General features: G+C 44.0%; 22 protein-coding genes, 1 other RNA gene, 1 pseudogene and 1 other annotated feature. Of the genes and pseudogenes, 3 read left to right on the top strand and 21 right to left on the bottom strand.

Annotation, left to right across the window (positions count from 1 at the left end; genetic code table 11):
- Positions 1-125: 125 nt before the first annotated feature.
- The 4 genes from ssrS to FNK51_RS26790 form a co-directional block, all read right to left on the bottom strand.
- Positions 126-311: non-coding RNA, 6S RNA (ssrS, locus tag FNK51_RS24445), on the bottom strand.
- An 86-nt stretch (positions 312-397) separates the two neighbouring features.
- Positions 398-2,167 (bottom strand): aspartate--tRNA ligase, encoded by a 1,770-nt coding sequence (aspS, locus tag FNK51_RS24440; RefSeq protein WP_098369665.1) that lies wholly within the window; start codon positions 2,165-2,167, stop codon positions 398-400.
- Between the two features lie 12 nt (positions 2,168-2,179).
- On the bottom strand, positions 2,180-3,451 hold the full coding sequence (gene hisS, locus FNK51_RS24435; protein WP_098369664.1) for a histidine--tRNA ligase: 1,272 nt from the start codon (positions 3,449-3,451) through the stop codon (positions 2,180-2,182).
- Positions 3,452-3,548: 97 nt separating this feature from the next.
- Positions 3,549-3,786 (bottom strand) — a binding site (T-box leader).
- 78 nt (positions 3,787-3,864) lie between these two features.
- Positions 3,865-4,038 carry a hypothetical protein gene (locus FNK51_RS26790; protein WP_034308777.1) on the bottom strand — a complete coding sequence of 58 codons (174 nt, stop codon included), beginning with the start codon at positions 4,036-4,038 and terminating at the stop codon, positions 3,865-3,867.
- 130 nt (positions 4,039-4,168) lie between these two features.
- On the opposite strand from FNK51_RS26790, the gene FNK51_RS24430 reads away from it, so the two are divergent.
- Positions 4,169-5,938, top strand: coding sequence for an N-acetylmuramoyl-L-alanine amidase family protein (locus FNK51_RS24430; protein WP_141994994.1), 1,770 nt, complete (start codon positions 4,169-4,171; stop codon positions 5,936-5,938).
- Between the two features lie 75 nt (positions 5,939-6,013).
- Here the strand turns inward: FNK51_RS24430 and dtd are convergent, their stop codons facing one another.
- From dtd to FNK51_RS24400, 6 genes are all read right to left on the bottom strand, one after another.
- Positions 6,014-6,457 carry a D-aminoacyl-tRNA deacylase gene (gene dtd, locus FNK51_RS24425; RefSeq protein ID WP_098369662.1) on the bottom strand — a complete coding sequence of 148 codons (444 nt, stop codon included), beginning with the start codon at positions 6,455-6,457 and terminating at the stop codon, positions 6,014-6,016.
- A gap of 15 nt (positions 6,458-6,472) precedes the next feature.
- On the bottom strand, positions 6,473-8,671 hold the full coding sequence (locus FNK51_RS24420; protein WP_098369661.1) for a RelA/SpoT family protein: 2,199 nt from the start codon (positions 8,669-8,671) through the stop codon (positions 6,473-6,475).
- Between the two features lie 319 nt (positions 8,672-8,990).
- Entirely contained in the window at positions 8,991-9,503 is a 513-nt protein-coding gene (locus tag FNK51_RS24415; protein WP_061464220.1) for an adenine phosphoribosyltransferase, read from the bottom strand.
- Positions 9,494-11,869 carry a single-stranded-DNA-specific exonuclease RecJ gene (gene recJ, locus FNK51_RS24410; RefSeq protein ID WP_141994993.1) on the bottom strand — a complete coding sequence of 792 codons (2,376 nt, stop codon included), beginning with the start codon at positions 11,867-11,869 and terminating at the stop codon, positions 9,494-9,496. The genes FNK51_RS24415 and recJ overlap by 10 nt, the downstream gene beginning before the upstream one ends.
- A 146-nt stretch (positions 11,870-12,015) precedes the next feature.
- Positions 12,016-14,277, bottom strand: a complete 2,262-nt coding sequence (secDF, locus tag FNK51_RS24405; RefSeq protein WP_141994992.1) for a protein translocase subunit SecDF — start codon at positions 14,275-14,277, stop codon at positions 12,016-12,018.
- Between the two features lie 196 nt (positions 14,278-14,473).
- Positions 14,474-14,779, bottom strand: a complete 306-nt coding sequence (locus FNK51_RS24400; protein WP_179890971.1) for a post-transcriptional regulator — start codon at positions 14,777-14,779, stop codon at positions 14,474-14,476.
- 170 nt (positions 14,780-14,949) lie between these two features.
- On the opposite strand from FNK51_RS24400, the gene spoVB reads away from it, so the two are divergent.
- Positions 14,950-16,512 (top strand): stage V sporulation protein B, encoded by a 1,563-nt coding sequence (gene spoVB, locus FNK51_RS24395; RefSeq protein WP_141994990.1) that lies wholly within the window; start codon positions 14,950-14,952, stop codon positions 16,510-16,512.
- 28 nt (positions 16,513-16,540) lie between these two features.
- Here spoVB and FNK51_RS24390 read toward each other — a convergent pair whose 3' ends face one another.
- A complete protein-coding gene (locus tag FNK51_RS24390; protein ID WP_141994989.1) occupies positions 16,541-17,221 on the bottom strand; it encodes a DUF421 domain-containing protein in 681 nt (226 codons plus the stop codon).
- A 169-nt stretch (positions 17,222-17,390) separates the two neighbouring features.
- Here FNK51_RS24390 and FNK51_RS24385 point away from each other — a divergent pair, with 169 nt between their 5' ends.
- Positions 17,391-17,762 (top strand): TIGR04086 family membrane protein, encoded by a 372-nt coding sequence (locus FNK51_RS24385; protein ID WP_174524159.1) that lies wholly within the window; start codon positions 17,391-17,393, stop codon positions 17,760-17,762.
- Between the two features lie 46 nt (positions 17,763-17,808).
- Here the strand turns inward: FNK51_RS24385 and yajC are convergent, their stop codons facing one another.
- The 10 genes and pseudogenes from yajC to FNK51_RS24335 all read right to left on the bottom strand — a co-directional run.
- Positions 17,809-18,093 carry a preprotein translocase subunit YajC gene (gene yajC, locus FNK51_RS24380; RefSeq protein WP_141994988.1) on the bottom strand — a complete coding sequence of 95 codons (285 nt, stop codon included), beginning with the start codon at positions 18,091-18,093 and terminating at the stop codon, positions 17,809-17,811.
- 42 nt (positions 18,094-18,135) lie between these two features.
- Positions 18,136-19,281: a tRNA guanosine(34) transglycosylase Tgt gene (gene tgt, locus FNK51_RS24375; protein ID WP_179086014.1), complete on the bottom strand. Its 1,146-nt coding sequence runs from the start codon at positions 19,279-19,281 to the stop codon at positions 18,136-18,138.
- 30 nt (positions 19,282-19,311) lie between these two features.
- Positions 19,312-20,340 carry a tRNA preQ1(34) S-adenosylmethionine ribosyltransferase-isomerase QueA gene (queA, locus tag FNK51_RS24370; RefSeq protein WP_141994987.1) on the bottom strand — a complete coding sequence of 343 codons (1,029 nt, stop codon included), beginning with the start codon at positions 20,338-20,340 and terminating at the stop codon, positions 19,312-19,314.
- Positions 20,341-20,378: 38 nt separating this feature from the next.
- Positions 20,379-20,585, bottom strand: coding sequence for a DUF2905 domain-containing protein (locus FNK51_RS24365; protein WP_034308809.1), 207 nt, complete (start codon positions 20,583-20,585; stop codon positions 20,379-20,381).
- A complete protein-coding gene (gene ruvB, locus FNK51_RS24360) occupies positions 20,582-21,580 on the bottom strand; it encodes a Holliday junction branch migration DNA helicase RuvB (protein ID WP_098369653.1) in 999 nt (332 codons plus the stop codon). The genes FNK51_RS24365 and ruvB overlap by 4 nt, the downstream gene beginning before the upstream one ends.
- Positions 21,581-21,591: 11 nt before the next feature.
- The gene (gene ruvA, locus FNK51_RS24355; protein WP_098369652.1) at positions 21,592-22,206 is read right to left on the bottom strand and encodes a Holliday junction branch migration protein RuvA; all 615 of its coding nucleotides are present in this window, start codon (positions 22,204-22,206) and stop codon (positions 21,592-21,594) included.
- Between the two features lie 376 nt (positions 22,207-22,582).
- A complete protein-coding gene (locus FNK51_RS24350) occupies positions 22,583-23,092 on the bottom strand; it encodes an intercompartmental signaling factor BofC (protein ID WP_141994986.1) in 510 nt (169 codons plus the stop codon).
- 102 nt (positions 23,093-23,194) lie between these two features.
- Positions 23,195-23,794, bottom strand: coding sequence for a YhcN/YlaJ family sporulation lipoprotein (locus tag FNK51_RS24345; RefSeq protein ID WP_179890970.1), 600 nt, complete (start codon positions 23,792-23,794; stop codon positions 23,195-23,197).
- Positions 23,795-23,896: 102 nt separating this feature from the next.
- Positions 23,897-24,844 carry a phosphotransferase gene (locus FNK51_RS24340; protein WP_179890969.1) on the bottom strand — a complete coding sequence of 316 codons (948 nt, stop codon included), beginning with the start codon at positions 24,842-24,844 and terminating at the stop codon, positions 23,897-23,899.
- Positions 24,834-25,265, bottom strand: a pseudogene (locus FNK51_RS24335) (DUF4175 domain-containing protein); the annotation flags it as partial. The gene FNK51_RS24340 and the pseudogene FNK51_RS24335, both read right to left, overlap by 11 nt.

Below are 25,265 nucleotides of genomic sequence, written 5' to 3'. Positions count from 1 at the left end.
ATTTGCGTCATTTACTCGTGAGTTCGCGACATTTACTCGTGAATTTGCACTATTTACTCGTGAGTTAACTATTTTGACGCACAAAAAAACCCATGTTGTTTAACATGAGTTGCTTTGTAAGGTGTAAGAGTCCCAATTGTGCCGTTTACGCCTTTGTTTTGAACCCGCTCTCCGCAGGTGGGTGCTCGGTTCCTCGCGTTTGTAAGTCCTCTTCGAGGGAGGCTTTTACGCGGCCAGGAAACTAGTGCTCCCGGTAACTATAAGTGTTCGGTCAAAACTTATAGGTTAAAGAACGAACACATCAGGACTCTTACTTATTGAAGACATCATATCATAATGCTTAACTCTGTTTCAAGAAAAAACACCTAGGTATTTTTTCATATTTTTGCCAAATGAATTATTTTTTAAGTGCAGCAAGTCTTAGGTTAAGTTCGGCCAATTGCTTGTCACTTACAGTACTCGGTGCGTCAACGAGCAGGTCGCTTGCGCTTGCTGTTTTCGGGAACGCGATGGTGTCGCGAAGGTTCGTGCGGCCTGCGAGCAGCATGACCATGCGGTCCAGTCCAAGGGCGATCCCACCGTGTGGAGGCGTTCCGTATTCGAATGCATCCATTAGGAAGCCGAATTGTGCGTTTGCTTCTTCTTCGGAGAATCCGAGTACTTTGAACATTTTTTCCTGAACGTCGCGTTCGAATATCCGCAGTGATCCGCCGCCAAGTTCGTAGCCGTTCAGTACAAGGTCATATGCTTGTGCACGGACGCTTGCTGGGTCTGATTCCAGTTTGTCCATGTCTTCACGGAATGGCATTGTGAATGGATGGTGTGCTGCATAGTAGCGTCCTTCTTCTTCGTCATATTCAAATAATGGCCAGTCCGTCACCCATAGGAAGTTGAATTTGCTTTGATCGATCAAGCCTCTTTCTTTACCAAGCTTGTTGCGAAGTGCTCCAAGTGCATCAGCGACTATGCCTTTCTTATCCGCGACGAATAAGATTAAATCGCCCACTTCAGCTTCCAATGCAGATACTAATTGCTCTTGATCTTCTGCGAAGAATTTGGCGATCGGCCCTTTTACTCCGTCTTCTTCAACTTTCAGCCATGCAAGGCCTTTTGCACCGTAAATCGCTGCAAATTCAGCCAATCCATCAATATCTTTACGGGAATAATCCGCATTTCCGTCCTTAACGACGATCGCCTTAACTTGTCCGCCGTTTGCAACAGCGCCGGTGAACACTTTGAAATCACTGTCTTTGACGATTTCGGAAACATCTTTAAGTTCCATTCCGAAACGTGTATCCGGTTTGTCGGAACCGTAACGGCTCATTGCTTCATTGTATGTCATTCTAGGGAATGGCAGTGTTACGTCCAATCCTTTTACTTCTTTCATCACTTTAGCCATCATGTTTTCAGCGGTGTTAATGATATCTTCTTGGCTCATGAAGCTTGTTTCAATATCGATTTGCGTGAATTCAGGCTGTCTGTCAGCACGTAAGTCTTCATCACGGAAACAGCGGGCAATTTGATAATAACGTTCGAAACCGGATACCATCAATAGCTGCTTGAAGATTTGCGGTGACTGCGGAAGTGCATAGAACTCACCTTCGTGTACACGGCTAGGCACTAAATAATCACGTGCTCCTTCAGGTGTACTTTTCGTTAAGATAGGTGTTTCGATATCAAGGAAGCCTTCACCGTCCAAGTAATCACGGATCGCTTTTGTTGTTTGGTTACGCATTTTCAACGTTTCGAACATCGCTGGACGGCGCAGGTCCAAATAACGATATTTCAAGCGGATGTCTTCTGATACATCCGTTCTTTCATCAATGATGAATGGAGGGGTCTTTGCTTCGTTTAAAATTGTAACGTTTTCAGCTTGAACTTCGACGGTCCCTGTTGTTACGTTCGGATTGAAGTTGGCTTCATCACGTTTGATGACTGTTCCTTGGATATCAAGGACGTATTCATTACGGATCTTTTCGGCTGTGGCCAGCGCGTCTGCCGAGATATCCGGGTTGAAAACTACTTGGACGACTCCGCTTCTGTCACGTAGGTCGATAAAGATGACCCCGCCCAAATCCCGGCGTTTTTGTACCCATCCCTTTAATGTTACTTTTTCACCAATAGCTGCTTCTGTCACTTCACCATTGAAGTATGTTCTGCCAAACATGGTATTTCCCCCTTAAGCCTGTAGCTTTTTGAATTGTTCAACGAATGTAGCAAGTTCCATTTGGACTTGTTCACCGGTTTCCATGAACTTCACATTGATTTTATTATTTGCCAATTCATCATCCCCGAGTGTCGCCACATATCTTGCTTCGAGGCGGTCGGCTGATTTGAATTGTGCTTTCACTTTACGGTCTTGATAGTCTTTTTCGACGGTAAAACCGGCATTCCGCAATTGATGGGCAAGTTTGACGGTATAATCCTTGGCTGTTTCACCTAATGAAACAAGATAGCAGTCAATTCCCTTTTTGATCGGAAGCTCGATGTTTTCTGCTTGGAGGGCAGCAATCAGGCGTTCAATGCTAAGTGCAAAGCCGATTCCCGGTGTTTCCGGTCCGCCAAGTTCTTCAGCTAGCCCGTTATAACGGCCGCCTCCGCAAAGGGTAGTGATGGCGCCAAAGCCTTCTGCATCACTCATGATTTCAAATGCGGTATGATTATAGTAATCCAAGCCCCGCACTAGGGTCGGATCTTCAACGAAGTCGATTTCCAAATCGGTTAAGTGCTGTTTCACCTTTTCGAAATAAATACGGGATTCATCATTTAAATATTCAATGATGGAAGGAGCCGTGTTCATCAATTCGTGATCGTGATCCTTTTTACAATCCAGGATACGCAAAGGATTTTTTTCGAGACGGTTTTGACAATCGCCGCAAAACTCGCCGATGCGAGGTTCGAAATGTTTAATTAACGCATTGCGATGCGCTGTCCGGCTTTCCTTATCACCAAGGCTGTTGATCACAAGTTTCAGCTTTTTCAAACCAAGTTCCTTGTAAAGGTTCATCGCAAGTGACAGAACCTCTGCATCGATTCCGGGATCCTTACTTCCTAAAGCTTCGATGCCGAATTGAACGAACTGGCGGAACCGGCCTGCTTGCGGACGTTCGTAACGGAACATCGGCCCGATATAATAAAGCTTGACCGGTTGATTAGCCCACCCGAACATTTTGTTCTCGATATATGACCGTACAACCGATGCGGTGCCTTCCGGACGAAGGGTCAAGTTCCTTTCACCGCGATCTTGAAATGAATACATTTCTTTTTGTACGATATCGGTTGTATCCCCTACACCACGTAAAAATAATTCCGTATGCTCAAAAATCGGTGTGCGGATTTCTTTATATTGGTAACGGTGACAAATCTCACGCGCTGTGTTCTCGATATACTGCCAAATTTCCGTTTGGCCAGGCAATAAATCCTGGGTACCTCTAGGAATCTGAATAGACATGTGTGTTTCCTCCTTTAAAGCAAGACGCCCTTTCTGATACGGCGCTATACTGATTTTTTCCAAACAAAAAACTCCCGCCCCTTGTAACTTATCCGTTACAAGGGACGAGAGTTTGGATATCCCGTGGTGCCACCCTAGTTGAAGCACAAAAAAAAGTGCCCCCGCTCAAAAACAGTTAACGCCTGTTTTACGTCCATCTCCTATTAAGTAAATCCGTTCGGAGTGAAGCCTACGGAGGGTTCTTTCATTAAGTCATCATGTGGAATGCTTTCAGCCTCGGCATTTCCTCTCTTTTCATGTGTTTCTTAATTACTCTTCTCCATCATTGGTTATTGCAGTAATGAGTCTGATATTTTATAATCATACGGACGTTAACATCAAATGTCAAGGCAGACTGAGGATTTTGTCGCATTTTATTGGTTCAAACGTTTTTTCAAATTTTTGATCGTCCGGACATTGACCCCGAATTCGGATGCCAATTCAACAAGGTTTGCGCTTTGTTCCTTTTGAATGAAATCGTGAAAATCGACGCCCAGTACTTGATTGCCTCCGCTTAAGCTCGTTTGATCTTTTTCGCTGAATTTCATGTGGTTTCCCTCCTTGAGTTATATAAGCTCTATTCTTTCCTAAAAAAAATGTTTTTTGCACAGGGAAAGAGGGAAATTTTTATTGAACGAGAATACATACATATAGACATTAAAAGGGAGAGAGACAACTATGAAGAAGAAATCGGGTTTATTCGGCCTGACACTGATGCTGATATTCTCAGCGATTTTCCCCGTCAATCACGCTTTTGGAAAAGATGAAGGGGAAAATATCGTGACGACCCAAGTGGTCAATGTCCGTGAAGGTGCAGGCCTCAGTTTCCCTATCGTAAAAAAACTGGAAAAAGGGGACTCGTATCCCATTCTGAATGAAGATGGTGACTGGATCGAAATCCGGATCGGCGCCGGCAAAACGGGATGGGTTGCCAATTGGTTAGTGGAGAAACAAACGGGGTCCGATACCAACCAGGTCAAAAAGGAATCCGGACAAGGCATGATAACAGGCAGCTCCGTCCGCGTCCGTACAGGTCCCGGTACTACATTTCAAACGGTTGGATCCTTAAGTAAAGGAACGGCTGTTGACATCATTGAAAAGAATGAAAATTGGATAAAGGTCAAAACGGCGGATATCGAAGGCTGGGTCTCATCTGACTACTTGAAGCTTCCCGCCTCATCAGGAAGTGCAGCGAAGAAAGATTCAACTAAGGAAAAAGAAACGAATCAATCCGTAAAAACCGGTGTAACATTGGTGGACCGGCTCAATGTCCGTTCGGAACCATCGACAAGCAGTGCCTCGCTCGGAAAGCTGAATAAAAATACGTCAGTGACCGTTTACAGGGTTGAAAATGAATGGGCTGAAATTGATTTCCAAGGAGTCCGCGGTTGGGTAGCTGAACCTTACATACAAGTAAGCGAAGATAAAGATGATATGAAAAATGAAACGGCAGGCGCCACTGCAAGGGTGACCGCTGCGGGATTAAATGTCAGGAAAGAAGCCTCTCTCTCAAGCAAGGTCATCGGTTCGGTGAACAAGGATGAGACTTACGCCGTGCTGCAAACAAAGGGTAATATGACACAGATAAAGCTCTCCGGTTCAAAAAAGGGCTGGGTCGTGAATTGGTACCTGGAAAAAGAGAATGTTGAAAAAACGGCGAAGGAAAAAAAGGTTGATGTAAAAGGAAACAAGATTACCATCATTCATGATGGTACGATCCTTAGGAGTGAGCCTGATGGCAACTCAGAGATTGTAAAGCAGGCCAATGCAGGTGAAACGTTCTCCGCATCAGGTATGGAAGGCGACTGGTATTCCATTAAACTTAAGGGCGGAAAAACAGCTTATGTGGCCGGATGGATCGTTACGATCGAAGGGAATCCCGAGCAGATCCAACGGCCTGGCGTTGAGAAATACTTAAAGGATAAAACCATTGTGATCGATCCAGGACATGGCGGAAGGGATAGCGGTACAATCGGCGTCGGTGGAACACTTGAAAAAAACCTGACGACTCGAACGGCAGAATTGCTGCGGGACAAACTTCAGGCGGCAGGAGCTAAAGTGATCCTGACCAGAAGCGGAAATACTTATGTTCCACTCCCTTCCCGGGTCAGCACTTCACATATACATAACGCGGATGCTTTCATCAGCCTCCATTATGATAGCACCAAGGACCAGATCACCAGCGGGATAACAACATACTACTATCATGACTATCAGCGTGCATTGGCGGCTACACTGGCCAATTCACTCGGTTCTACCATGCAGGTGCCCAATCGTGGAACACGTTACGGGAATTTTCATGTTATCCGTGAAAATAAACGGGTAGCTACACTTATTGAACTAGGTTATTTAAGTAATCCAGTGGAAGAATTGACGTTAACATCAAATGAGTATCAAGAAAAAATCACATCAGCCATCTATAATGGATTGGCGCGGTATTTTAAATAAAAAGAAGAAAAGCCAGCTTCGCATCAAAGCTGGCTTTTCTTCTCTTACCCAAAAAAAATAACCTACCGCAGCAGGTTATTTTTTGCTTTCAAGTATTAATGTAACGGGACCGTCATTAGTAAGCTGAACATCCATCATGGCACCGAATTGACCTGTTTCCGTATGGACGCCTTTCTTGCGGAGTTCCTCGTTAAATGCTTCATATAATTCATTCGCCTCTTCAGGACGGGCGGCGTCCATGAAGTTGGGTCGACGGCCTTTACGGCAATCGCCGTATAAGGTGAATTGTGAAACTGATAAAATCGAACCTCCCACATCCAATAGTGAATGGTTCATCTTTTCATTTTCATCTTCAAATATTCTTAGATTGACAATCTTATCGGCCAAATAGGCGGCGTCATCGATGGTATCCCCATGGGTGATACCAACCAACAGGACGAGACCGCTGTCGATTTGCCCGATTATTTGGTCTGCGACAACGACTTTTGCCGCTTTGGAACGTTGTAAAACAACACGCATGGCAATAAAAACTCCTTAGTTCATTATCCTTCTGACGGAATAAACATCTGAAATTTGTTTTATGCGGTCGACGACCTTTTGTAAATGGGCAATGTTATGAATATAAATCGACATGTGAATGGTCGCCACCTTATTCCTGTCGGATTTACCCGAGACCGCTGAAATGTTGGTCTTGGTTTCATTGACGGCTTGCAGCACTTCGTTTAATAAGCCGCGACGGTCATAGCCGCTAATTTCAATTTCAACGATGTATTCCTTGCGTTCGTTAATCGTACTTTCCCATTCAACCGGTACGAGGCGATGATCCGCATCCCCGCTATCCAGGTTCGGGCAATCTTGTCTATGAACTGAAACTCCACGGCCTTTGGTTATATAACCAACGATTTCGTCCCCTGGAACTGGGTTGCAACAGCGTGATAAACGGATAAGCAGGTTATCAATCCCCGGTACCTGTACGCCTGAGTCACGTTTTTTAGATGTATTGGAGAAGGTTTTCAGATCGGCTACCGCTTCAGAAATATCTGCTTCTTGCTCGACCATTTTCTGCTTACGCCATTTTTCGGTAAGGCGGTTAGCTACCTGAAGGGCTGTTATTCCGTTATATCCGACTGCTGCATACATATCCTCTTCATTCAGGAAGTTGAATTTATCCGCAACACGCCTGATATTCTCGGCAGCCAGGATTTCCTTCAGGTCGAACTCCATATCCTTGATTTCCTTTTCAACAAGCTCTTTGCCTTTTTCGATATTTTCTTCCCGGCGCTGCTTCTTGAAAAATTGGCGGATTTTATTTTTCGCTTGAGATGTTTGCGTTAGCTTAAGCCAATCCTGACTTGGACCATATGAATGCTTTGAGGTTAAGATTTCTATGATGTCGCCAGTTTTCAGTTTATAATCCAGCGGTACCATTTTCCCATTCACTTTGGCACCAATCGTTTTATTTCCGATTTCCGAGTGAATCCGGTAAGCGAAATCAATCGGGTTGGATCCTGATGGCAGTTCGATGACATCGCCTTTTGGAGTGAAAATGAATACCATATCAGAAAATAGATCTATTTTAAGGGATTCCATGAATTCCTCGGCATTAGTCGCATCATCCTGGAATTCAAGAATTTCCCGGAACCATGTCAATTTTTCTTCCAGTGAAGGCTGTTCACCAACATCTTTTCCCTCTTTATAAGCCCAGTGCGCGGCAACCCCGAACTCGGCAATGCGATGCATATCGGAAGTACGGATCTGCACTTCCAGCGGATCGCCTTTCGGTCCGATCACCGTCGTATGGAGCGATTGATACATATTCGGCTTCGGCATCGCGATATAGTCTTTGAATCGGCCAGGCATCGGCTTCCAGCATGTATGGATGATCCCTAAAACGGCATAGCAATCTTTTATGCTATTGACGACGATCCGAACTGCAAGCAAATCATAAATTTCGCTGAACTGTTTATTCTGCAAAGCCATTTTGCGATAAATACTGTATATATGTTTCGGCCTGCCGGATAGGTCAGCCTTAATGTTGACTTCCTCAACATTTTTACGCACTTCATCAATGACTTCTTCTAGATAGTTTTCACGTTCTGCACGTTTCTTCTTCATCAGGTTGACGATTCGGTAATACTGCTGAGGATTCAAATACCTTAGTGCAGTATCTTCCAGTTCCCATTTAATCGTGCTGATACCAAGACGATGGGCAAGCGGTGCGAAGATTTCCAACGTCTCGTTCGAAATCCTTCTCTGCTTTTCCTGCGGCAGATGCTTCAATGTCCGCATATTATGCAGTCTGTCCGCTAGCTTGATCAAGATAACCCGTATATCCTGGGCCATCGCCACGAACATTTTCCGATGGTTTTCCGCCTGTTGCTCCTGCTGTGATTTGTATTTGATTTTCCCTAACTTGGTCACGCCATCCACAAGCATGGCGACTTCAGGACTGAAATTTTCTTCAATATCCTTCAAAGTGATCTCCGTGTCTTCAACAACATCATGTAAAAAACCTGCCGCAATGGTTGCAGGGTCCATTTCAAGATCAGCCAGAATGCCCGCCACTTGAATCGGATGAATAATATACGGCTCTCCCGATTTACGGAATTGTTCTCGGTGAGCATATTCTGCATACTTAAACGCTCTATAGATAAATTCAGCTTCTTCCGGCTGAAGATATAAGCTGGCCCGTTCCACAACCTGCTCGGCAGTCAATATTTGATCATTAGCCATTTAATCACCTTAACCCCACTTTAACTGCCACCGGATATGATCCGGATTGAGTATGATTGGTAGCACTTCCCTTTATTCTGCAAAACGTGACAAATTTTGCGAAAAAAAATAAATCCGCTTAAACGGATAAAAGTGCAAATAAACTTATTAGCAGAAAAACTCTTTATTATTACTATTATCGAAAAAAAAGGCAAGGATGTAAAGAGTTAAACGAGTATTTTATTAAGAATAGTGCATTTTTTCACTGGAAATTCGACAAAATCCAGCTAAAATGAGTAAAAACAGAAAAAGAGCACCCTGGTAAGAGTGCTCTCGTTTATTAAAAGCTCATTAATGTCAAGACATCATAGCCGTCTAATTTATCTTTACCATCCAAGTCGGTCAATTCAATAAGGAATGCAATCCCGGCTACAATTCCGCCAAGCTGTTCAACCAATTTGATCGTCGCTTCGATTGTTCCCCCGGTAGCAAGCAAATCATCCGTGATCAAGATACGCTGTCCCGGTTTAATGGCATCTTTATGGATTGTCAATACATCCTTGCCATATTCTAAACCATATTCGACCTTTATCGTTTCACGTGGAAGTTTTCCTTCTTTTCTCACTGGCGCAAAGCCCACTTCCAATGAGTATGCGACTGGACATCCGATAATGAATCCGCGTGCTTCCGGCCCTACCACCAAGTCGATATTTTTATCGCGTGCGTACTCGACGATTTGGTCTGTTGCATATTTATAAGCTGCGCCGTTATCCATTAATGTTGTAATATCTTTGAAGACAATACCCGGTTTTGGCCAGTCTTGCACAATTGTTACATATTGCTTTAAATCCATTGCTTTGTTTCCTCCTCAAGGTCTGTTGCCTCATGAACTAAATAATGATTGAACCAATCGAATAATTGCTGATAGGAAGAATAAACAAGCTCTTGTTCAAGCTCAAATTGCTCTTTCTTTCTTGTATACGATTCAGATTCACTGAGATCGCGTTTTTTCGCATTGGTTGTGAGCATAATTAACCCATTCTCTATTGTAACAAAATCAAGCTCAAAAAACACCTTAGAAATGAAATCCACGGTATCTCTTGACCAGCCGCGATATTTGGCCAGGTCATCACCATATCTTTTCACGTCGAGCGGACCCTTTTTGGCAAGGAAGGCATAGAACCATTTAAAATGATCCCTTGTTGGCATCGTACTTAAGAAATGGTCCTGTTCATGGGAAAAGTGAGCGTAGATACGCGAAGGGTTCTTATTGGCAATCACCCGTTTCAAATATTCCCTGGACGGCGGCATGTCCATAAATGCCAAATGACCTTCGAAGCAGTCGAGCTGCACTGCATCCAGTTCATTCTTGATATGAACAAGATCTGGATGGTTTTGCAAAAATGGGTATCTGCGATAAATATCTTCCGAGAAAATGACGATCTTCCGGTTTTGTACTGGAATGTCGGCAAGCCACTTCTCTGCCTGTCCCTTGCCGCGGTAATCGAATAACTGCCAATGGTTTACCGAGACATCCTGGACAAAGATCTGGGGCTTTTTCATATTATTCCACTCATTGATGGAAAGCTCACCAATAACCGAGACCTCAGCGTGCGGAGCTATTTCATCGACAAAATGACCGAGACCGAAGCCCACGCCTTCAAGTTTGTGATTTTCACCATCTTCCAGCTGGACCTTCAAGTGATTTTGGTTGGCACCAATTTTGCGGACACTTGAAAGCTGGACGGAATCTATCAATATCTTCGGCTTAGGATTCGTAACCCCAAATGGCGCCAGCAAGCTCATTTCCTGAATCGTTTGAATGGAAACTTCAGCTAAAGTCGTTGCCCCGTCTAAGTTTGTAATGGGTGTGAAGTCCTCTTCGTTCAGTTGTTCCTTCGCAATCAAGTTCATGCGGTCCCTGAGCTCCTGAACATCTTCAATTTTCAAGGTCATTCCAGCAGCCATCGGATGTCCACCGAAATGAGGCAGCATTTCACGGCAGGCGGAAAGACTTTGAAATAGATCGAAACCGGCGATGCTCCGAGCAGAACCTTTAGCTAATCCCTTTTCCCGGTCATAGCTCAATACAATCGTCGGCCGGTAAAAGCGTTCAACAAGTTTAGAGGCCACAATCCCCACAACTCCGGCGTTCCAGCCTTCCCTGCCGATGATGAGCACTCCATTGGACTCCGGAGGGTAGTTCTCCTCGACTTCAGCAATCGCTTCTTCCGCCATTGCCGCAACCATTTCCTGTCGCTCTTTATTGATATCATTGATTTCATTGGCAAGTTCCGTTGCTTCTTCCAGACTTTGTGACATCAATAAATCGACAGCGGGATCGGCATCTCCAAGGCGCCCGACAGCATTGATCCGCGGTGCCATCGCAAAGCCGATCGATTCTTCATTCAATGCTTCCTGCTGAACATTCGCCACTTTCATTAAGGCAACAAGTCCCGGGCGGCGCGTCAAACGTAACTGCTCGATGCCTTTCGCAGCAATGACGCGGTTTTCCCCTTGTAAAGGCACTAAATCCGCTATCGTGCCGATTGCCGCTATCTCAAGCAAATCCTCAGGCAACTCCCCAAGCAAGGCGTGTGCCAGCTTAAATGCGACCCCTACTCCGGCAAGCTCTTTAAATGGATAGGAACTGTCCTCAAGTTTAGGATGGATGATTGCCAATGCCTCAGGCAGTTCCGGTCCCGGTTCATGGTGGTCGGTCAAAATATAATCCATGCCAAGCTCGCCGGCAAGTTTCGCTTCATCGACTGCAGAAATTCCGGTATCGACGGTTATTAATACCTTCACCCCTTGCTCGGCTGCAAGTCGGAATGCCATCGGATTCGGACCATATCCTTCTGTAAACCGATTAGGGATATAAAAGTCAACATCGGCCCCCAATCTCGTCAGCGCCGTCATCATCACTGTCGTCGATGTCACGCCATCCGCATCATAATCACCGAATATACGTATTTTTTCTCCATTTTGAATCGCTTCTCTTATTCTATATACTGCTTTATCCATATCCTTCAATAAAAATGGATCATGAAAAGTTTGATTTTTTACAAATAAAAATGATCGGGCACTTTCAATCGTATCCAGGCCTCGATTCACAAGCAGGGCTGCAACCAAAGGTGTGATATGAAGCTCTTCAGCTAGTACAGCAACTTTGTTTTCATCGGCAGTTCGTAAGTTCCACCGGGTTTTTGGCTTTAACATTTATTCACCCCTCAACTTACTCATTATACAAAACGAATATACCAGTTTCAATTTTATTTTAAACTCATAATTGGCTGTAATTCCCTGTTCGATAAGCTTAGTTCAATAAAAAGAAGGCTGGCATCATGCCAGCCCCCTCTCACCTATTAAACTTGTCCTTCAAGACTTTGTTTCTTTTCTTTCGCTGTATTCAGCGGACCTTTCTTCTTCAATTCCCTGATTTTCAAATCAAGCCAGAATTGGGAAGCGATCAATAGCGATGAATACACGCCGCATATTAAACCGATAAACAGGGCAATGGAGAAGTTACGGATAGCTTCACTGCCGAAGATCATCAACGCGATGACCGTGATGAGAACGGTCAGAACCGTGTTAATGGATCTCGTCAAAGTTTGCCTGATACTGATGTTCACAATGTTCTCAAGTTCTTCGGCGGTTTTGATTTTACGGCTGAAGCGCAGGTTTTCACGAATACGGTCAAAGGTTACGATCGTATCATTGATCGAATAACCGACGATCGTCAGAACCGCAGCAATGAAGGTGATATCCACTTCGAGCCGGAGCAAGCTAAAAATCGTGATGATGAAGAAGGCATCATGTATGAGCGCGACCACGGCAGGTACGGCCATTCGCCATTCAAATCGTATCGATACATACAATATGATTCCGATTGATGCGATTGCTAACGCAAACATGGCATTTTTCGCAAGCTCTTTTCCTACAGTCGGTGATACGGTGCTGACATTCGGTTCCGCTCCGTAATCCTTCTTGAAATGGTCCTTCAATTCAGCGATTTCCTGTTTATCGAGGACACCGACTGTCCGAACGACAGCATTTTTATTGTCTTTACCAGCGAGCCTGACATCCTTGATATCATCCGCGTCAATACCGACCTTTTCCATTTCGGTTTTGACTTGCTGAGTCGTCAAGACGTCTTTGGACGCAATCTCGATTCGGGTACCGCTCGTGAAATCAATCCCAAGATTCAATCTGAAGACGAGCAGGAAAATGATCCCGATAATGGTGACACCGATTGAAATGCCATAAAAAACTTTCCGATGTTTGACGAAATCGATTTTATCAAAGCGTGTTGGCAATGACATTAAATCCATTTTCTCGGATAAATCGTGAATGTATTTCTTCTTCACGCCAAACCACGATGCACGTTTGTCCAGGAACCCGCTATTCACCCACAGGCTCATGAAGAGGCGTGTACCATAGACGGCTGTAATGAAACTCATTAAAATCGAAATGATCAAAGTGGTGGCAAACCCTTTAACCGAGCTTGTTCCATAATAGAACAGAACAGCCGCAGCCAGCAGGGTCGTTAAGTTGGCATCCGTAATTGTAGCAAGTGAATTCTTGGTACCTTCTTTATAAGCCGCTTTAACCGATCTGCCAAGTTTCAATTCATCCCTGATTCGCTCATAGGTTATGATATTGGCGTCGACGGCCATCCCGACCCCGAGTACCAATGCTGCAATACCAGGCAGCGTAAGGACCGCATTCATCCAATCAAACACTAAAAGCGTCAAGAAAAGGTATATACTTAAAGTGACGACTGCAATGAATCCCGGGAAGCGGTAATACACAAGCATGAAGATAAAAACAAGTGCAATTCCGATGATTCCTGCAAAAATAGTATCATGCAGTGCACCTGCACCGAACTGGGCACCTACAGAAGTGGAATACTTTTCTTTTAAATCTACAGGCAAAGCACCGGCATTAAGAAGGGCTGCAAGCTCTTTCGCTTCTTCCACCGTGAATTGACCGGTAATATACACCTTCTTCGTATTGAAAACTTCACTGACAGCCGGAGCGGATATCATATTGTCCTGTGAGGCTGTATCCTTAATGGAATCTTTTCCTTCCTCGAAATCCAACCAGATTGCAAGTACATTAGTCGGACTTTGCATCGAGGATATTTTTTGAGTGATGTCCTTAAATTTATTTACGTCTTTCAATGTGACTTCGACAACCGGTTTATTATCTTGGAACGTTTGTTTCGCGCCGCCTTCTTTAAGGTCGGCACCGGTCATCATTTCCTTATCGTTGTAGTCACGGAAAGATAACTTAGCTTGTGTCGAGAGGATTTCGCGAGCGTTATTTTGGTCTTTGACTCCAGCCAATTGAACGCGGATCCGGTCTTTCCCTTCGATTTGAATGTTAGGTTCGCTAACGCCCAAAACATTGACACGCCGCTCAAGCGAGCTTACTGTAGCCCGTAAAACATCCGGGGTGATCTTTTCCCCAGACAGCGGTTTTACTTCATATAACACTTCAAAACCGCCTTGAAGATCAAGACCCAGCTTGATATCCTTTAGGATTCCTTTTGAAGTCGTCCCCATCGCTGCGAAAATCAATAGTGCGATTAGAAAAAACGCAACGATTCTGCTTCTTTTTACCATTATGTAGTAGGCCCCTTTCTATAATACGCCTGTTCCTGAAGTTAAAAAAACTGTCATTTTTAGTTTATATGATAACTGCATACCCTTTGCTTCTTGAGAAAAAGGACACAGCTTCCCTGCTTTTTCCAAAAAAAGCATAACCATATCTATTATGAGTCATATACAAACAGCTGTCAATTTAAGTATATCTTTGTGTTTATTCTTTAAAAAGTTCCTTCAGTTCTTCTTCAGAAAGCGGCTCTAATAGGTTTGGTGATTTATATGCTTCAACCATTTGGAAGGTCATGAACTGGTTACTCGAAAATGTCACGATATCTGCGACAAGTTCATGAAGGTGAATGTTTTCCTGCGGACGCTTCCATTTATTTTTGGTTAAAGTTCCCCAAATGTCTTCCTCCGTTACGGCATTCAATCCGACCATTTGGAATTCCTCACGCTTGCTCTTCAAAAATGGACGTACCTTTAGATAATACCTTTGATAGGGATGATTCTTTTTTGCCATCACTTTGCCTCCAGTAAAAATGATTCTCAAATAAATGCGCATTTTCTTAGAAGGATTTCGATCATTTGTTAGAACGCAAACAAACACTTTTGTCATGCTTTGTCCAAGTACAAGCATATAGATAATTGTATAGCATAACAGCTTTTTTGAGAAGGCAGGGAGGGAGTTCAATGTCCAAATTTTTAAAAGGGACGCTGATATTATTAATCGCAAGCCTGATTACAAGAGTTCTTGGTTTCATTAACCGCATTGTCATCGCCCGCTTCATCGGCGAAGAAGGCGTTGGTTTATATATGATGGCTTTACCGACCCTCTTTCTTGTCGTGAACATAACCCAGTTAGGCCTGCCAATTGCCATTTCGAAATTCGTGGCTGAGGCTAATGCCAGAGGGGATGAGCGGAAAATCAAGAAAATCCTTGTCGTCTCTTTGGCCTGCACCTTTACTCTTTCGATGATTTTCACTCCTGCGATGCTGGTTTTTGCGCCGGTTCTCTCAGAATACCTTTTCACTGATGAACGGACATTATGGCCGCTCATGGCGATTGCCCCGATCGTACCAATCATCGCCATTTCATCCGTACTGCGCGGTTATTTCCAAGGCAAGCAAAATATGAAGCCCTTCGCTTTCTCACAAGTTATCGAACAGGTGGCCAGAATCACTTTCATAGCCGTCCTGACGAAGGCCTTTTTGCCATATGGAATTGAATATGCAGCAGCCGGGGCGATGTTAGCTTCAATCATCGGTGAGCTTGTATCTCTCATCTACTTATTGACCAGCTTTAAACTAAAGAAACATTTTAAGTTCCGGAAAGGTTTCTTCAAGAATGTCAAATCCGGAAAAGGAACGTTCACGGAATTGATGGGGATCGCCCTGCCTTCTACTGGGAGCAGGATGATAGGATCCATCTCGTGGTTTTTCGAACCGATAGTGGTCGCTCAGAGTTTGGCAATCGCCGGAGTCACCGCGGCCGCAGCCACCAGTCAATACGGTGAGCTGACAGGGTACGCACTGCCTTTACTCATGCTTCCATCTTTCGTTACATCATCACTGGCGACGGCACTTGTCCCGGCAGTGAGTGAAGCCCGTACGACCGGAAACTTTTTACTCGTTGAACACAGGCTTCAGCAGGCCCTGAAAATCACCTTTATCACAGGCTGTTTAGCTATCGTCATTCTGTTCATCTTTGCCGAACCGATTTTACAAGTCATGTATGGCTCTTCGCATGCTGCTGTTTTCATTAAATTCCTGGCACCTTTTTTCATCCTTTATTACTTTCAATATCCGCTGCAATCCATGCTGCAAGCACTGGATCTTGCAAAGGCCGCAATGTTCAACAGCCTGGCTGGGAACATCCTTAAAATCGGTGTGATTTGGCTGCTGGCGTCAAAGGAAAGTTTCGGGATCATGGGTGCCGCAATCGGGATAGCTGTCGGTACGATGCTCGTTACCTTCCTGCATTTTTCAACCGTGCTGAAGGTCGTCCCTTTCACGCTTCATTTCCGCAGCTATATATCAGCTCTGGTTCTTGCTTTAATTTCAGGATGGGGCGGTTATTATCTTTATCAATTCCCGCTTTCCTCACTGCCACTTGGCACAAGGCTTATGTTTTCCGTGACGGTCGTTATCATGCTATTCACATTTTTCCTGCTCATGACCGGCAGCATAAAAAAGGCGGATCTGATCAGGATTCCTGTAGTGGGCGGCTTTTTATCAAAATTCGCTTGGAAATAAAATGAACCGAAGCATTAAAAGGCTTCGGTCATTTCTTCGTTTCATTTTTATCAATGTAAAATTGGCCATCTATGTACCCGCAAATCGAAATCTCTTTAATATTCGTTTCTCCCAATTTTTTCAACTGGTGCCGGAGCCAAAAATGATTTTTCCCAATTTTATCAAGATTTTCTCCCTGTATCTCTCCGTCGACAATTAGCGGGAATGGAACCTGACTTTCCGACCTTTCTTCGTCGCATTTTTTAATCACTGAGAGCCTTCCTGAAGTTTCAAGGATGGCAAATTGAACTTCGTTTAGATCAATAATTCCTTGTTCACGAAGTTGGGTCAATAAGTCATCAAAATTATATCGTTGTCTGCGCATCGCTTTTTCATCTATTTTCCCCTGATTAATGATGATCTGCGGCTTACCGTCCATGAAATAGCGAAATTTGACACTTTTCAATGAGGCAAATGCCAATGTAATTTGGAGGATCGCGAGGACAAACATTGGGATAGTCTGTCGGATAAACGGTTTTTCCAAATCTTCAAAGGATAGCACAGCAATGTCCCCTATCATGATGGATACCACTAAATCAAGAACGCTCAGTTCCCCAACTTCCCGCTTACCCATCATTCTAAAAAGGAACCAGATGACTAGATAGATTACCGTCGTTCGAAAAATAATCCCTAGATAGATATCCACTTCAATAACACTTCCTTCATCCATAGCATGGCTTGTGAACTGAAAAATTACTCCATAATCTTTGCTAATTTTGCGGGAAGCTTCTTAAACCTGGTCTAAAGGTTCGATACGGGGAATATGCTTGTACAAACACATAAACAGGCTATACGTATCAGCCTTTTAAAAAGGAGGAATACCCATCGAAACTAAAAAAATGAGTGTCGCCGTAATATATGGCGTAGGCTCCATCTTTGCCATAGCGATGATTGCTAGTTTAATCGTTTCCATCCTTCTTCGTTTTACTTCACTGACGGAATCATCCCTGACATACGTGATCATGATCGTGTCCTTTTTATCGCTGTTCATTGGCGGATTCATTTCAGGAGGCAAAGGGAAAAAGCAAGGACTATTCTTGGGCGGGAGTACTGGGCTGCTTTATCTGTTGGTCGTGTTCCTTTTTCAATATTTAGGTCACGATGCACTTTTCACCATCAAGCAATGGATATACTATGGCTGTTTTGTGATTACGGCCATGATGGGCGGCGTGCTTGGGGTCAACATGAGTTCCGACTCCCGCACCGATTAAAAAACACAGCAAAAAAACCGGGCACATGGCCCGGTTTTCGTTTGTCTTATACGGATACTTCTTTATTCGGTGCGCTTTCCGTAATTTCACGGATTGCAGCACGGTCAAAAGTTAGTTTTGTACCGTCTGGTGATTTAATGACGATTTGCAGTTCATCGATTGCATCGATTGTTCCGTGCATGCCGCCGATAGTAGCAACTTTATCACCTTTTTTCAAACTGCTTTGCATGTTTCGCGTAGCCTTTTGGCGTTTTTGCTGCGGGCGGATCAATAAGAAATAGAACAATACGAACATTAAAATCAACGGAAGTATTTGTGTTAAATTACCCATTTTGTATATTCACTCCTTTCGTTCATTAAAATATGTATGGAATTAGAAGTTTCTCGCATTTGGTTCATTGAAACCATACTGCTCAAAAAACTCTTCCCTAAAGTCTCCAAGGCGATCTTCTCGAATAGCTTGTCTGACCTGTTCCATCAAGTTTAACAGAAAATGAAGATTATGGTAAGTCGTAAGACGAATCCCAAAGGTTTCTTCACATTTAATCAAATGGCGGATATATGCCCGGCTATAATTCTTGCAAACATGACAATCGCAATTTTCATCAATTGGACCGAAATCGCGTGCATACTTCGCATTTTTCACAACCAGCCGCCCATTGCTCGTCATGAGCGTACCATTACGCGCAATTCGCGTCGGCAGTACACAGTCAAACATATCGATACCGCGGAGTGCACCATCGATCAATGAGTCCGGTGAACCGACCCCCATAAGGTAACGCGGTTTGTCAGTTGGCAAAAGCGGACTTGTAAACTCAAGGACGCGGTTCATGATATCCTTCGGTTCCCCTACGGATAGTCCTCCAATAGCATAACCCGGGAAGTCAAGGGAGACAAGGTCTTTTGCACTTTGTTTGCGAAGATTTTCAAACTCCCCGCCTTGAACGATTCCGAACAGCCCTTGGTCATTTGGGCGCTCATGTGCATTCAAACAGCGTTCCGCCCAGCGCGATGTCCGTTCTACCGACTTCTTCATATACTCTTCAGTCGCCGGAAATGGCGGACATTCATCAAATGCCATCATAATATCCGAGCCAAGCGCATTTTGTATTTCCATCGCTTTTTCCGGAGATAAAAATAATTTATCGCCATTCAGGTGGTTCCTGAAATGCACGCCCTCTTCTTCAATTTTGCGGAACTCGCTCAAACTGAAGACTTGAAAGCCGCCTGAGTCGGTCAAAATCGCCCGATCCCAGTTCATGAACTTATGCAATCCGCCAGCTTCCTTGATGATTTCATGCCCCGGACGCAGCCAAAGGTGGTACGTATTGCTCAGGATGATGCCTGCCCCCATTTGTTTCAAATCTTCCGGGGACATCGTTTTGACAGTAGCCATCGTTCCAACCGGCATAAATGCCGGCGTTTCAAAAGAACCATGCGGCGTATGGACCCGGCCTAGCCGTGCCCCTGTCTGTTTACATGTTTTGATTAACTCATATCGTATTGCAGTCAACGCAATAACTCCCTTCAAGAGCTTCTCACTCTTATATTACTTAATTAACATTGCATCTCCAAAACTAAAGAACCTGTATTTTTCTTCCACAGCCGTTTCATAGGCATGAAGGACATGCTCCCTGCCTGCAAGTGCAGAAATAAGCATGATTAAAGTCGATTTGGGCAAATGGAAGTTCGTTATCATCGCATCGATCCCTTTGAACTCATAACCAGGATAAATGAAGATGCTCGTCCAGCCATTCTCTTCCTTGAAAACCCCATCATTGCGGGACGCAATCGTTTCTAATGTCCTTGTGGACGTTGTGCCGACCGTAATGATTTTCCCGCCTTTATCTTTCACATCATTCAGTAATCTGGCTGTGCCTTCCGTCATTTGATAAAATTCCGAATGCATTTCGTGGCTGTCAATATCGTCGACACTTACTGGACGGAATGTACCAAGCCCGACATGCAGCGTGATGAAGGCGATGTGGACACCCATCCCTTTAAGTTTCTCAAGCAAATCCTCCGTAAAATGCAGGCCAGCGGTAGGCGCCGCTGCAGATCCCCGTTCACGCGCATATACCGTTTGATAGCGGTCCTGGTCGTCGAGTTGTTCCTTGATGTATGGAGGTAACGGCATTTCGCCAAGTTTCTCCAGTATTTCATAAAAAATGCCATCATATTTAAATTCAAGGATTCGGCCGCCATGCTCGAGCACGCCTGTACAGACGGCACTCAGCTTACCATCGCCAAAAACGATTGTCGAGCCTACTTTAATCCGTTTGGCCGGCTTCACAAGCGTTTCCCATACATCATCATGCTCTTGCTTAAGCAGCAATACTTCGATTTTTGCACCGGTTCCTTCTTTACTGCCGTATAGTCGGGCCGGAAGCACCTTCGTATCATTCAACACCAGGCAATCTCCCGGTTTGATATATTCCGTGATATGGCTGAATACATCATGCTGGAGCTTACCGGTTTCTTTGTCCAGCACCATCAATCTGCTGGCTTCCCTATCTTCCAAAGGAACTTGGGCAATTAGTTCCTCTGGTAAATGAAAATCAAACATATCCAATTTCATCTGTTCCACTTCCTTACGTGTCTATCAAGCTGTAATCATTATTTAAAACGGCCGATCAAATAAAAAATGGCGGACAACACAACACTGACGATGATTGATGTAACGATAGGAAAGTAAAACGTCGTATTCCCCTTTTTCAGAAAAATATCTCCCGGCAGCCTGCCGAGATGAATATATTTCATCGCAAATCCAATCACGAATATAATTACACCCAGAATCATAACCATCTTTGGTATATTCATCATTCAGGCATCTCCATGCCGAAATGCTCATAAACTAGCTGTGTTGCCATCCGGCCTCTTGGGGTACGCTGAAGAAAACCGACTTGTAACAGATATGGTTCATACACATCTTCGATCGTATGTGCCTCTTCGCCAATCGTTGCCGCAATCGTTTCCAGACCCACTGGTCCGCCACGAAATTTTTCAATGATCCCTTTAAGTAATTTATGGTCAATATGATCGAGTCCTAAACGGTCGACCTGCATTAATTCAAGCGCATAATCGGCAAGCTCGGCCGTTATCGTACCATCCCCGCGCACCTGGGCGAAATCCCGGACCCTCCGTAAAAGCCGATTGGCAATTCTCGGGGTGCCCCTTGACCTTCTTGCAAGCTCGGCTGCTGCTTGATCATCCATCTCCGTATCCATGATTCTTGCTGTACGGATGATGATATCAGTCAAATGGGGTTCCGTATAATATTCAAGACGGCTCAAAACGCCAAAACGGTCCCTGAGCGGTGCAGACAATGAGCCTGCACGCGTCGTGGCCCCTACGAGGGTGAACGGCGGCAAGTCGATCCTGATCGAACGGGCTTCCGGTCCCTTACCGACTACAATATCCAGACAAAAGTCCTCCATAGCCGGATATAGCACTTCTTCAACGACACGTGGAAGACGGTGAATCTCATCGATGAACAATACATCACCTGGTTCAAGTGCACTCAAAATGGCCGCCAGATCTCCCGGCCGCTCAATGGCGGGACCGGAAGTCGTGCGGATATTTACACCCATTTCATTGGCGATGATGACGGCAAGCGTCGTCTTTCCAAGACCAGGCGGTCCATATAAAAGTACATGATCGAGCGTTTCTTCACGCATCCTTGCCGCTTCGATGTATACACTTAAATTCGCTTTCACTTTATCCTGTCCGATATATTGCTTTAAGTTTTGCGGCCGCAGGCTTTGTTCAAAGGACAGTTCGTTCAAATCGGCTTCCTGATTGAATATTCTCTCCTCCATTGCGCCACTCCTTATCTTAACATCATTTGCAATGCTTTCTTAATATATTGCTCGGTCGTCATATCTTCAGCCTGCAATTTCTTGGCAACCTTTTGGATTTCCTTTTCAGAATAACCAAGAGCCTTCAATGCAAGAATGGCTTCATCCAATTCCTCCGTATAGCCATTTGGACTGAGTGCAGCCGTTACGCCTTCGTTAAACAAGCTTGGAAACGCATCCGGAATAATGTTCTCAAGTTTCCCTTTTAAATCGAGAATCATCTGCCGTGCCGTTTTCTTTCCGACTCCCGGGAATTTCACCAAAAACGATTCATCTTCATTTTCGATCGCCTGTACCACCTGATCAACCTGGCCTGATGCCAATATGGCTAGAGCACCCTTCGGCCCGATTCCCGTTACATTCAATAATTTTGTGAATAGCGCCTTTTCTTGACGAGTCTGAAACCCGTATAATGCGGCCATATCCTCACGAACATAATGATACAGGAATACTTGAATTTCTTTCTGGTATTGAGCGGAAAAAATAAAAGGATTCGGTGTCATCACTTGATATCCGATCCCCCCATTTTCCACAACTATGTATTCAGGCCCAATATAATCGACCTTGCCTTTTATATAATCATACAAATTAATTCTCTCCCTGATTTTGCTGTACCTCTCATTTTATCATAAAAAGGGGGTGTTGTTCATTAAAAGTTATTTAGTAGGCGCAAAGACTTTTACAATAAAGGATATCCCGTTTCATTACATTTGAGGTATTATCCCTTCCTACAGTTTGTAGACAAATGGGGTTCTATCTATATTTTAAACAAGGTATTGGAAAGGGTGTGCGAGACTCCTGCGGGAAAAGTGCGTCCAGGGGAGACCGTGGCATAAAGGCGCAGAGGGAGGAAAGCGAGTGCCTGGAGTCAACGTTCAAATTGTACAAACCCTAAAAAAACTGCAGACAAACCCGATTTTCATCGAGTGTACCTACAGTCTGGAGGATGGGTGTCATCCCATCCTAATTTACCGAATATGGCTCATACTCTTTAATGAGCTGTTTATATTGGTCTTTATTCATGATTGGAATCCCTTTTTGCAGTTCCTCCTGCTTGTATGCTTCAAGTTTACCAACGTCTATTTGGTAGAAAGTATGAATGATCTTGGCATGCTCGGGCCTTCCGATAAAAATGGATAACGTACCATCTTCCCTCATCCCAAGGTAACCATTCGCTTTTAAAAGCGGAGATATGTCATTTTCAATTTTCTTCATGACAATCTGCTTTTCATTTTGATCGACCACTTTCCACCCTTCATATTTTGACCAAAAATCCTCCATCGACCAAATTGTTTCTGTCAATTTCTCTTCACTTAATTCGCCATCCAGATACATACGCTGAAGAATGACCTTCCTTTCAATAGGATCATTTTCCTTTTGAACGGTTTCTTCGGCAAAAACGGTTAAGCAAATTGGCAATATGAAAAGCGTCACGAAAAATTGGATTCTAAGTTGATTAATCAATATATTCACCTCTTAAGGCGTTTACTTTTTATGTAGTTTGACCCCAAATAAGGATTATTAACCAGAAAAAAATCAAAAAAGAGCTGACTCCGTATCGGGTCAGCGCACTAATTATTTCAAGTGATTTTCGTGAATGTTAAGGTTATCGAACAAGTCATTGGCATCCAAAATGATCATTTCCCTCGTATCGCCATCCCGAAGATTGTTATCAAGTGTCATCGTCCTGAAATAGACACCTTCATCGGTGGTTACATATAGGGTACGGCCATTGGTAAGGGGTCCGATTTCCGTCTTGATTCTTTCTTTAACATCTTTTGCTTGGCTGTAGTCATCAAGCCGCAAGGCTACCAGCATTTCATCTTTCATGATGATTGTCCTGGCATCGATGACCGGCTCCATTTTATTGGCGATACCATTTACTTTATCGGCAAAAGCACCTTCATAAGAATTATAATAAGATGATTTTGCCTTAAGCGGTTTACTTTCATGTCCATGGTAGTTACGATCACTCTTACTGTACGCATCATCTTTATCGTATAAACCTTGCACCATATTCTCATAATTGATGTTGCGTACCAATGCATCTTTTTTATTGTACCCTGTATCATTGGTGATATTTTCATTTTCCGCTGCATTATTATTAGCACATCCAACCAAACTGACGGCGGCCAATACCGTACAAAGCGGATGTGCCCATTTTATTTTCTGCACCAATAACCCTCCCATTGCAATAGAATGAGCTATATTCCGCTCATAATTAGCATGGGTGTCGAACGGGAAATGTACTCTGTAAGATACGGCCAAAATCCCGTTTTAATTCCTATTAAGGGAAGAAATCCTTTCCGCCAATTTTTCATTCATCTCCATCCGCTCCGAAAAACCTTCCACGGTCATTTTCCAGACCGAATGAAGCTGGGAAGAACTTTTATTAAGACGATTCCATTCACGGAAAATATCGGTAGGATAAGTTAAAGCATATAAAAAGGCCAGGTCTGACTGATACCTTTGCATTTGCGGAACTTCCCACAGTTCGGTGGCCGCATCATCCAAATGAGGCGAAATTCGATTTGCATACTGTAAATAATCAATGCACCTCGGGGCTTTCGCCATTAAGTCAAAATCGATTAAGGTCAAAGTGCCGTCCGCCCTCCGCAAGAAATTATGGTGGGCACAATCACCATGAATGATGACTTTCTTTTCCTTATTCCATAAAGACTGATTTTTATCAAACCCCTCTAGCGACCATTCACCCCATCTAATCCATTCCTTAATAATATCTTCGGAAACATATTGGCGAACATATGAAAAGTTCTTTTTAAATAGTGATAAGCGTTCTTTCCACTTTTTTGATTGATTGAACACAGGAGCGTTAATGGAAATATGTTCCGACACATCATGGAAGCTTTCCAGTAACTGAATGCCCTCTAAGCGGTCCTTATTATTGGAGTATCTGAATTTTTTCTTACTCGGCGGAAAATAGTCCATACTGCCATACCATTTCTCTTTAAATTGAAAGGGCATTAGATTCTGATGAATATAATACGTTTGATGAAATCCCTTTTGTTTTAACAAAGAAGTCAATTCCCTTTGCCGATCCCATTTTTCAAAACTGTCGAATCCTTTAAGGATCATAGGATGACCCTTTTCAAAAGTTAATAAATAGACACTGCTTTGAATATGGTGGACTTTCTTTGGTTTACGATTTAAATAAGAGAGGAGACGAGTGTTAAAGACACTGTCTCCTTGATAATTAGTAGTCATCGCTTTCATCTACATATGTCGGTATCCCAAATGTTTCAGGCGCACGAACGCCCCCGAATTGGCCTGGCTGGCCTCCCATTTGTCCAGGTAACATAGCTTCCGGCTGACCACCAAGCTGACCGCGCATCATGTCTGGCTGACCACCAAATTGTCCCGGCATCATACCTGGTTGGCCTCCATTTTGGCCGCCCATCATCATGTCCGGCTGACCACCAAATTGTCCCGGCATCATACCTGGCTGGCCTCCATTTTGGCCGCCCATCATCATGTCCGGCTGACCACCAAATTGTCTCGGCATCATACCTGGCTGGCCTCCGTTTTGACCACCCATCATACCTGGCTGACCTGGGTTTTGACCGCCCATCATCATACCTGGCTGACCTGGGTTTTGGCCGCCCATCATCCTGTGTCTGGTGGAGGG

Origin of the sequence: Bacillus sp. B4EP4a (assembly GCF_006680105.1) — a bacterium.
Classification (GTDB): domain Bacteria; phylum Bacillota; class Bacilli; order Bacillales; family DSM-1321; genus Peribacillus; species Peribacillus simplex_E.
This window is presented reverse-complemented; position numbering and strand designations above follow the sequence as displayed.

Coding starts and splice junctions, on each gene's coding strand:
- aspS (WP_098369665.1), bottom strand. CDS start 2,167: ATGTTTGGCAGAACATACTTCAATGGTGAAGTGACAGAAGCAGCTATT.
- hisS (WP_098369664.1), bottom strand. CDS start 3,451: ATGTCTATTCAGATTCCTAGAGGTACCCAGGATTTATTGCCTGGCCAA.
- FNK51_RS26790 (WP_034308777.1), bottom strand. CDS start 4,038: ATGAAATTCAGCGAAAAAGATCAAACGAGCTTAAGCGGAGGCAATCAA.
- FNK51_RS24430 (WP_141994994.1), top strand. CDS start 4,169: ATGAAGAAGAAATCGGGTTTATTCGGCCTGACACTGATGCTGATATTC.
- dtd (WP_098369662.1), bottom strand. CDS start 6,457: ATGCGTGTTGTTTTACAACGTTCCAAAGCGGCAAAAGTCGTTGTCGCA.
- FNK51_RS24420 (WP_098369661.1), bottom strand. CDS start 8,671: ATGGCTAATGATCAAATATTGACTGCCGAGCAGGTTGTGGAACGGGCC.
- FNK51_RS24415 (WP_061464220.1), bottom strand. CDS start 9,503: ATGGATTTAAAGCAATATGTAACAATTGTGCAAGACTGGCCAAAACCG.
- recJ (WP_141994993.1), bottom strand. CDS start 11,869: ATGTTAAAGCCAAAAACCCGGTGGAACTTACGAACTGCCGATGAAAAC.
- secDF (WP_141994992.1), bottom strand. CDS start 14,277: ATGGTAAAAAGAAGCAGAATCGTTGCGTTTTTTCTAATCGCACTATTG.
- FNK51_RS24400 (WP_179890971.1), bottom strand. CDS start 14,779: ATGGCAAAAAAGAATCATCCCTATCAAAGGTATTATCTAAAGGTACGT.
- spoVB (WP_141994990.1), top strand. CDS start 14,950: ATGTCCAAATTTTTAAAAGGGACGCTGATATTATTAATCGCAAGCCTG.
- FNK51_RS24390 (WP_141994989.1), bottom strand. CDS start 17,221: ATGGATGAAGGAAGTGTTATTGAAGTGGATATCTATCTAGGGATTATT.
- FNK51_RS24385 (WP_174524159.1), top strand. CDS start 17,391: ATGAGTGTCGCCGTAATATATGGCGTAGGCTCCATCTTTGCCATAGCG.
- yajC (WP_141994988.1), bottom strand. CDS start 18,093: ATGGGTAATTTAACACAAATACTTCCGTTGATTTTAATGTTCGTATTG.
- queA (WP_141994987.1), bottom strand. CDS start 20,340: ATGAAATTGGATATGTTTGATTTTCATTTACCAGAGGAACTAATTGCC.
- FNK51_RS24365 (WP_034308809.1), bottom strand. CDS start 20,585: ATGATGAATATACCAAAGATGGTTATGATTCTGGGTGTAATTATATTC.
- ruvB (WP_098369653.1), bottom strand. CDS start 21,580: ATGGAGGAGAGAATATTCAATCAGGAAGCCGATTTGAACGAACTGTCC.
- FNK51_RS24340 (WP_179890969.1), bottom strand. CDS start 24,844: ATGACTACTAATTATCAAGGAGACAGTGTCTTTAACACTCGTCTCCTC.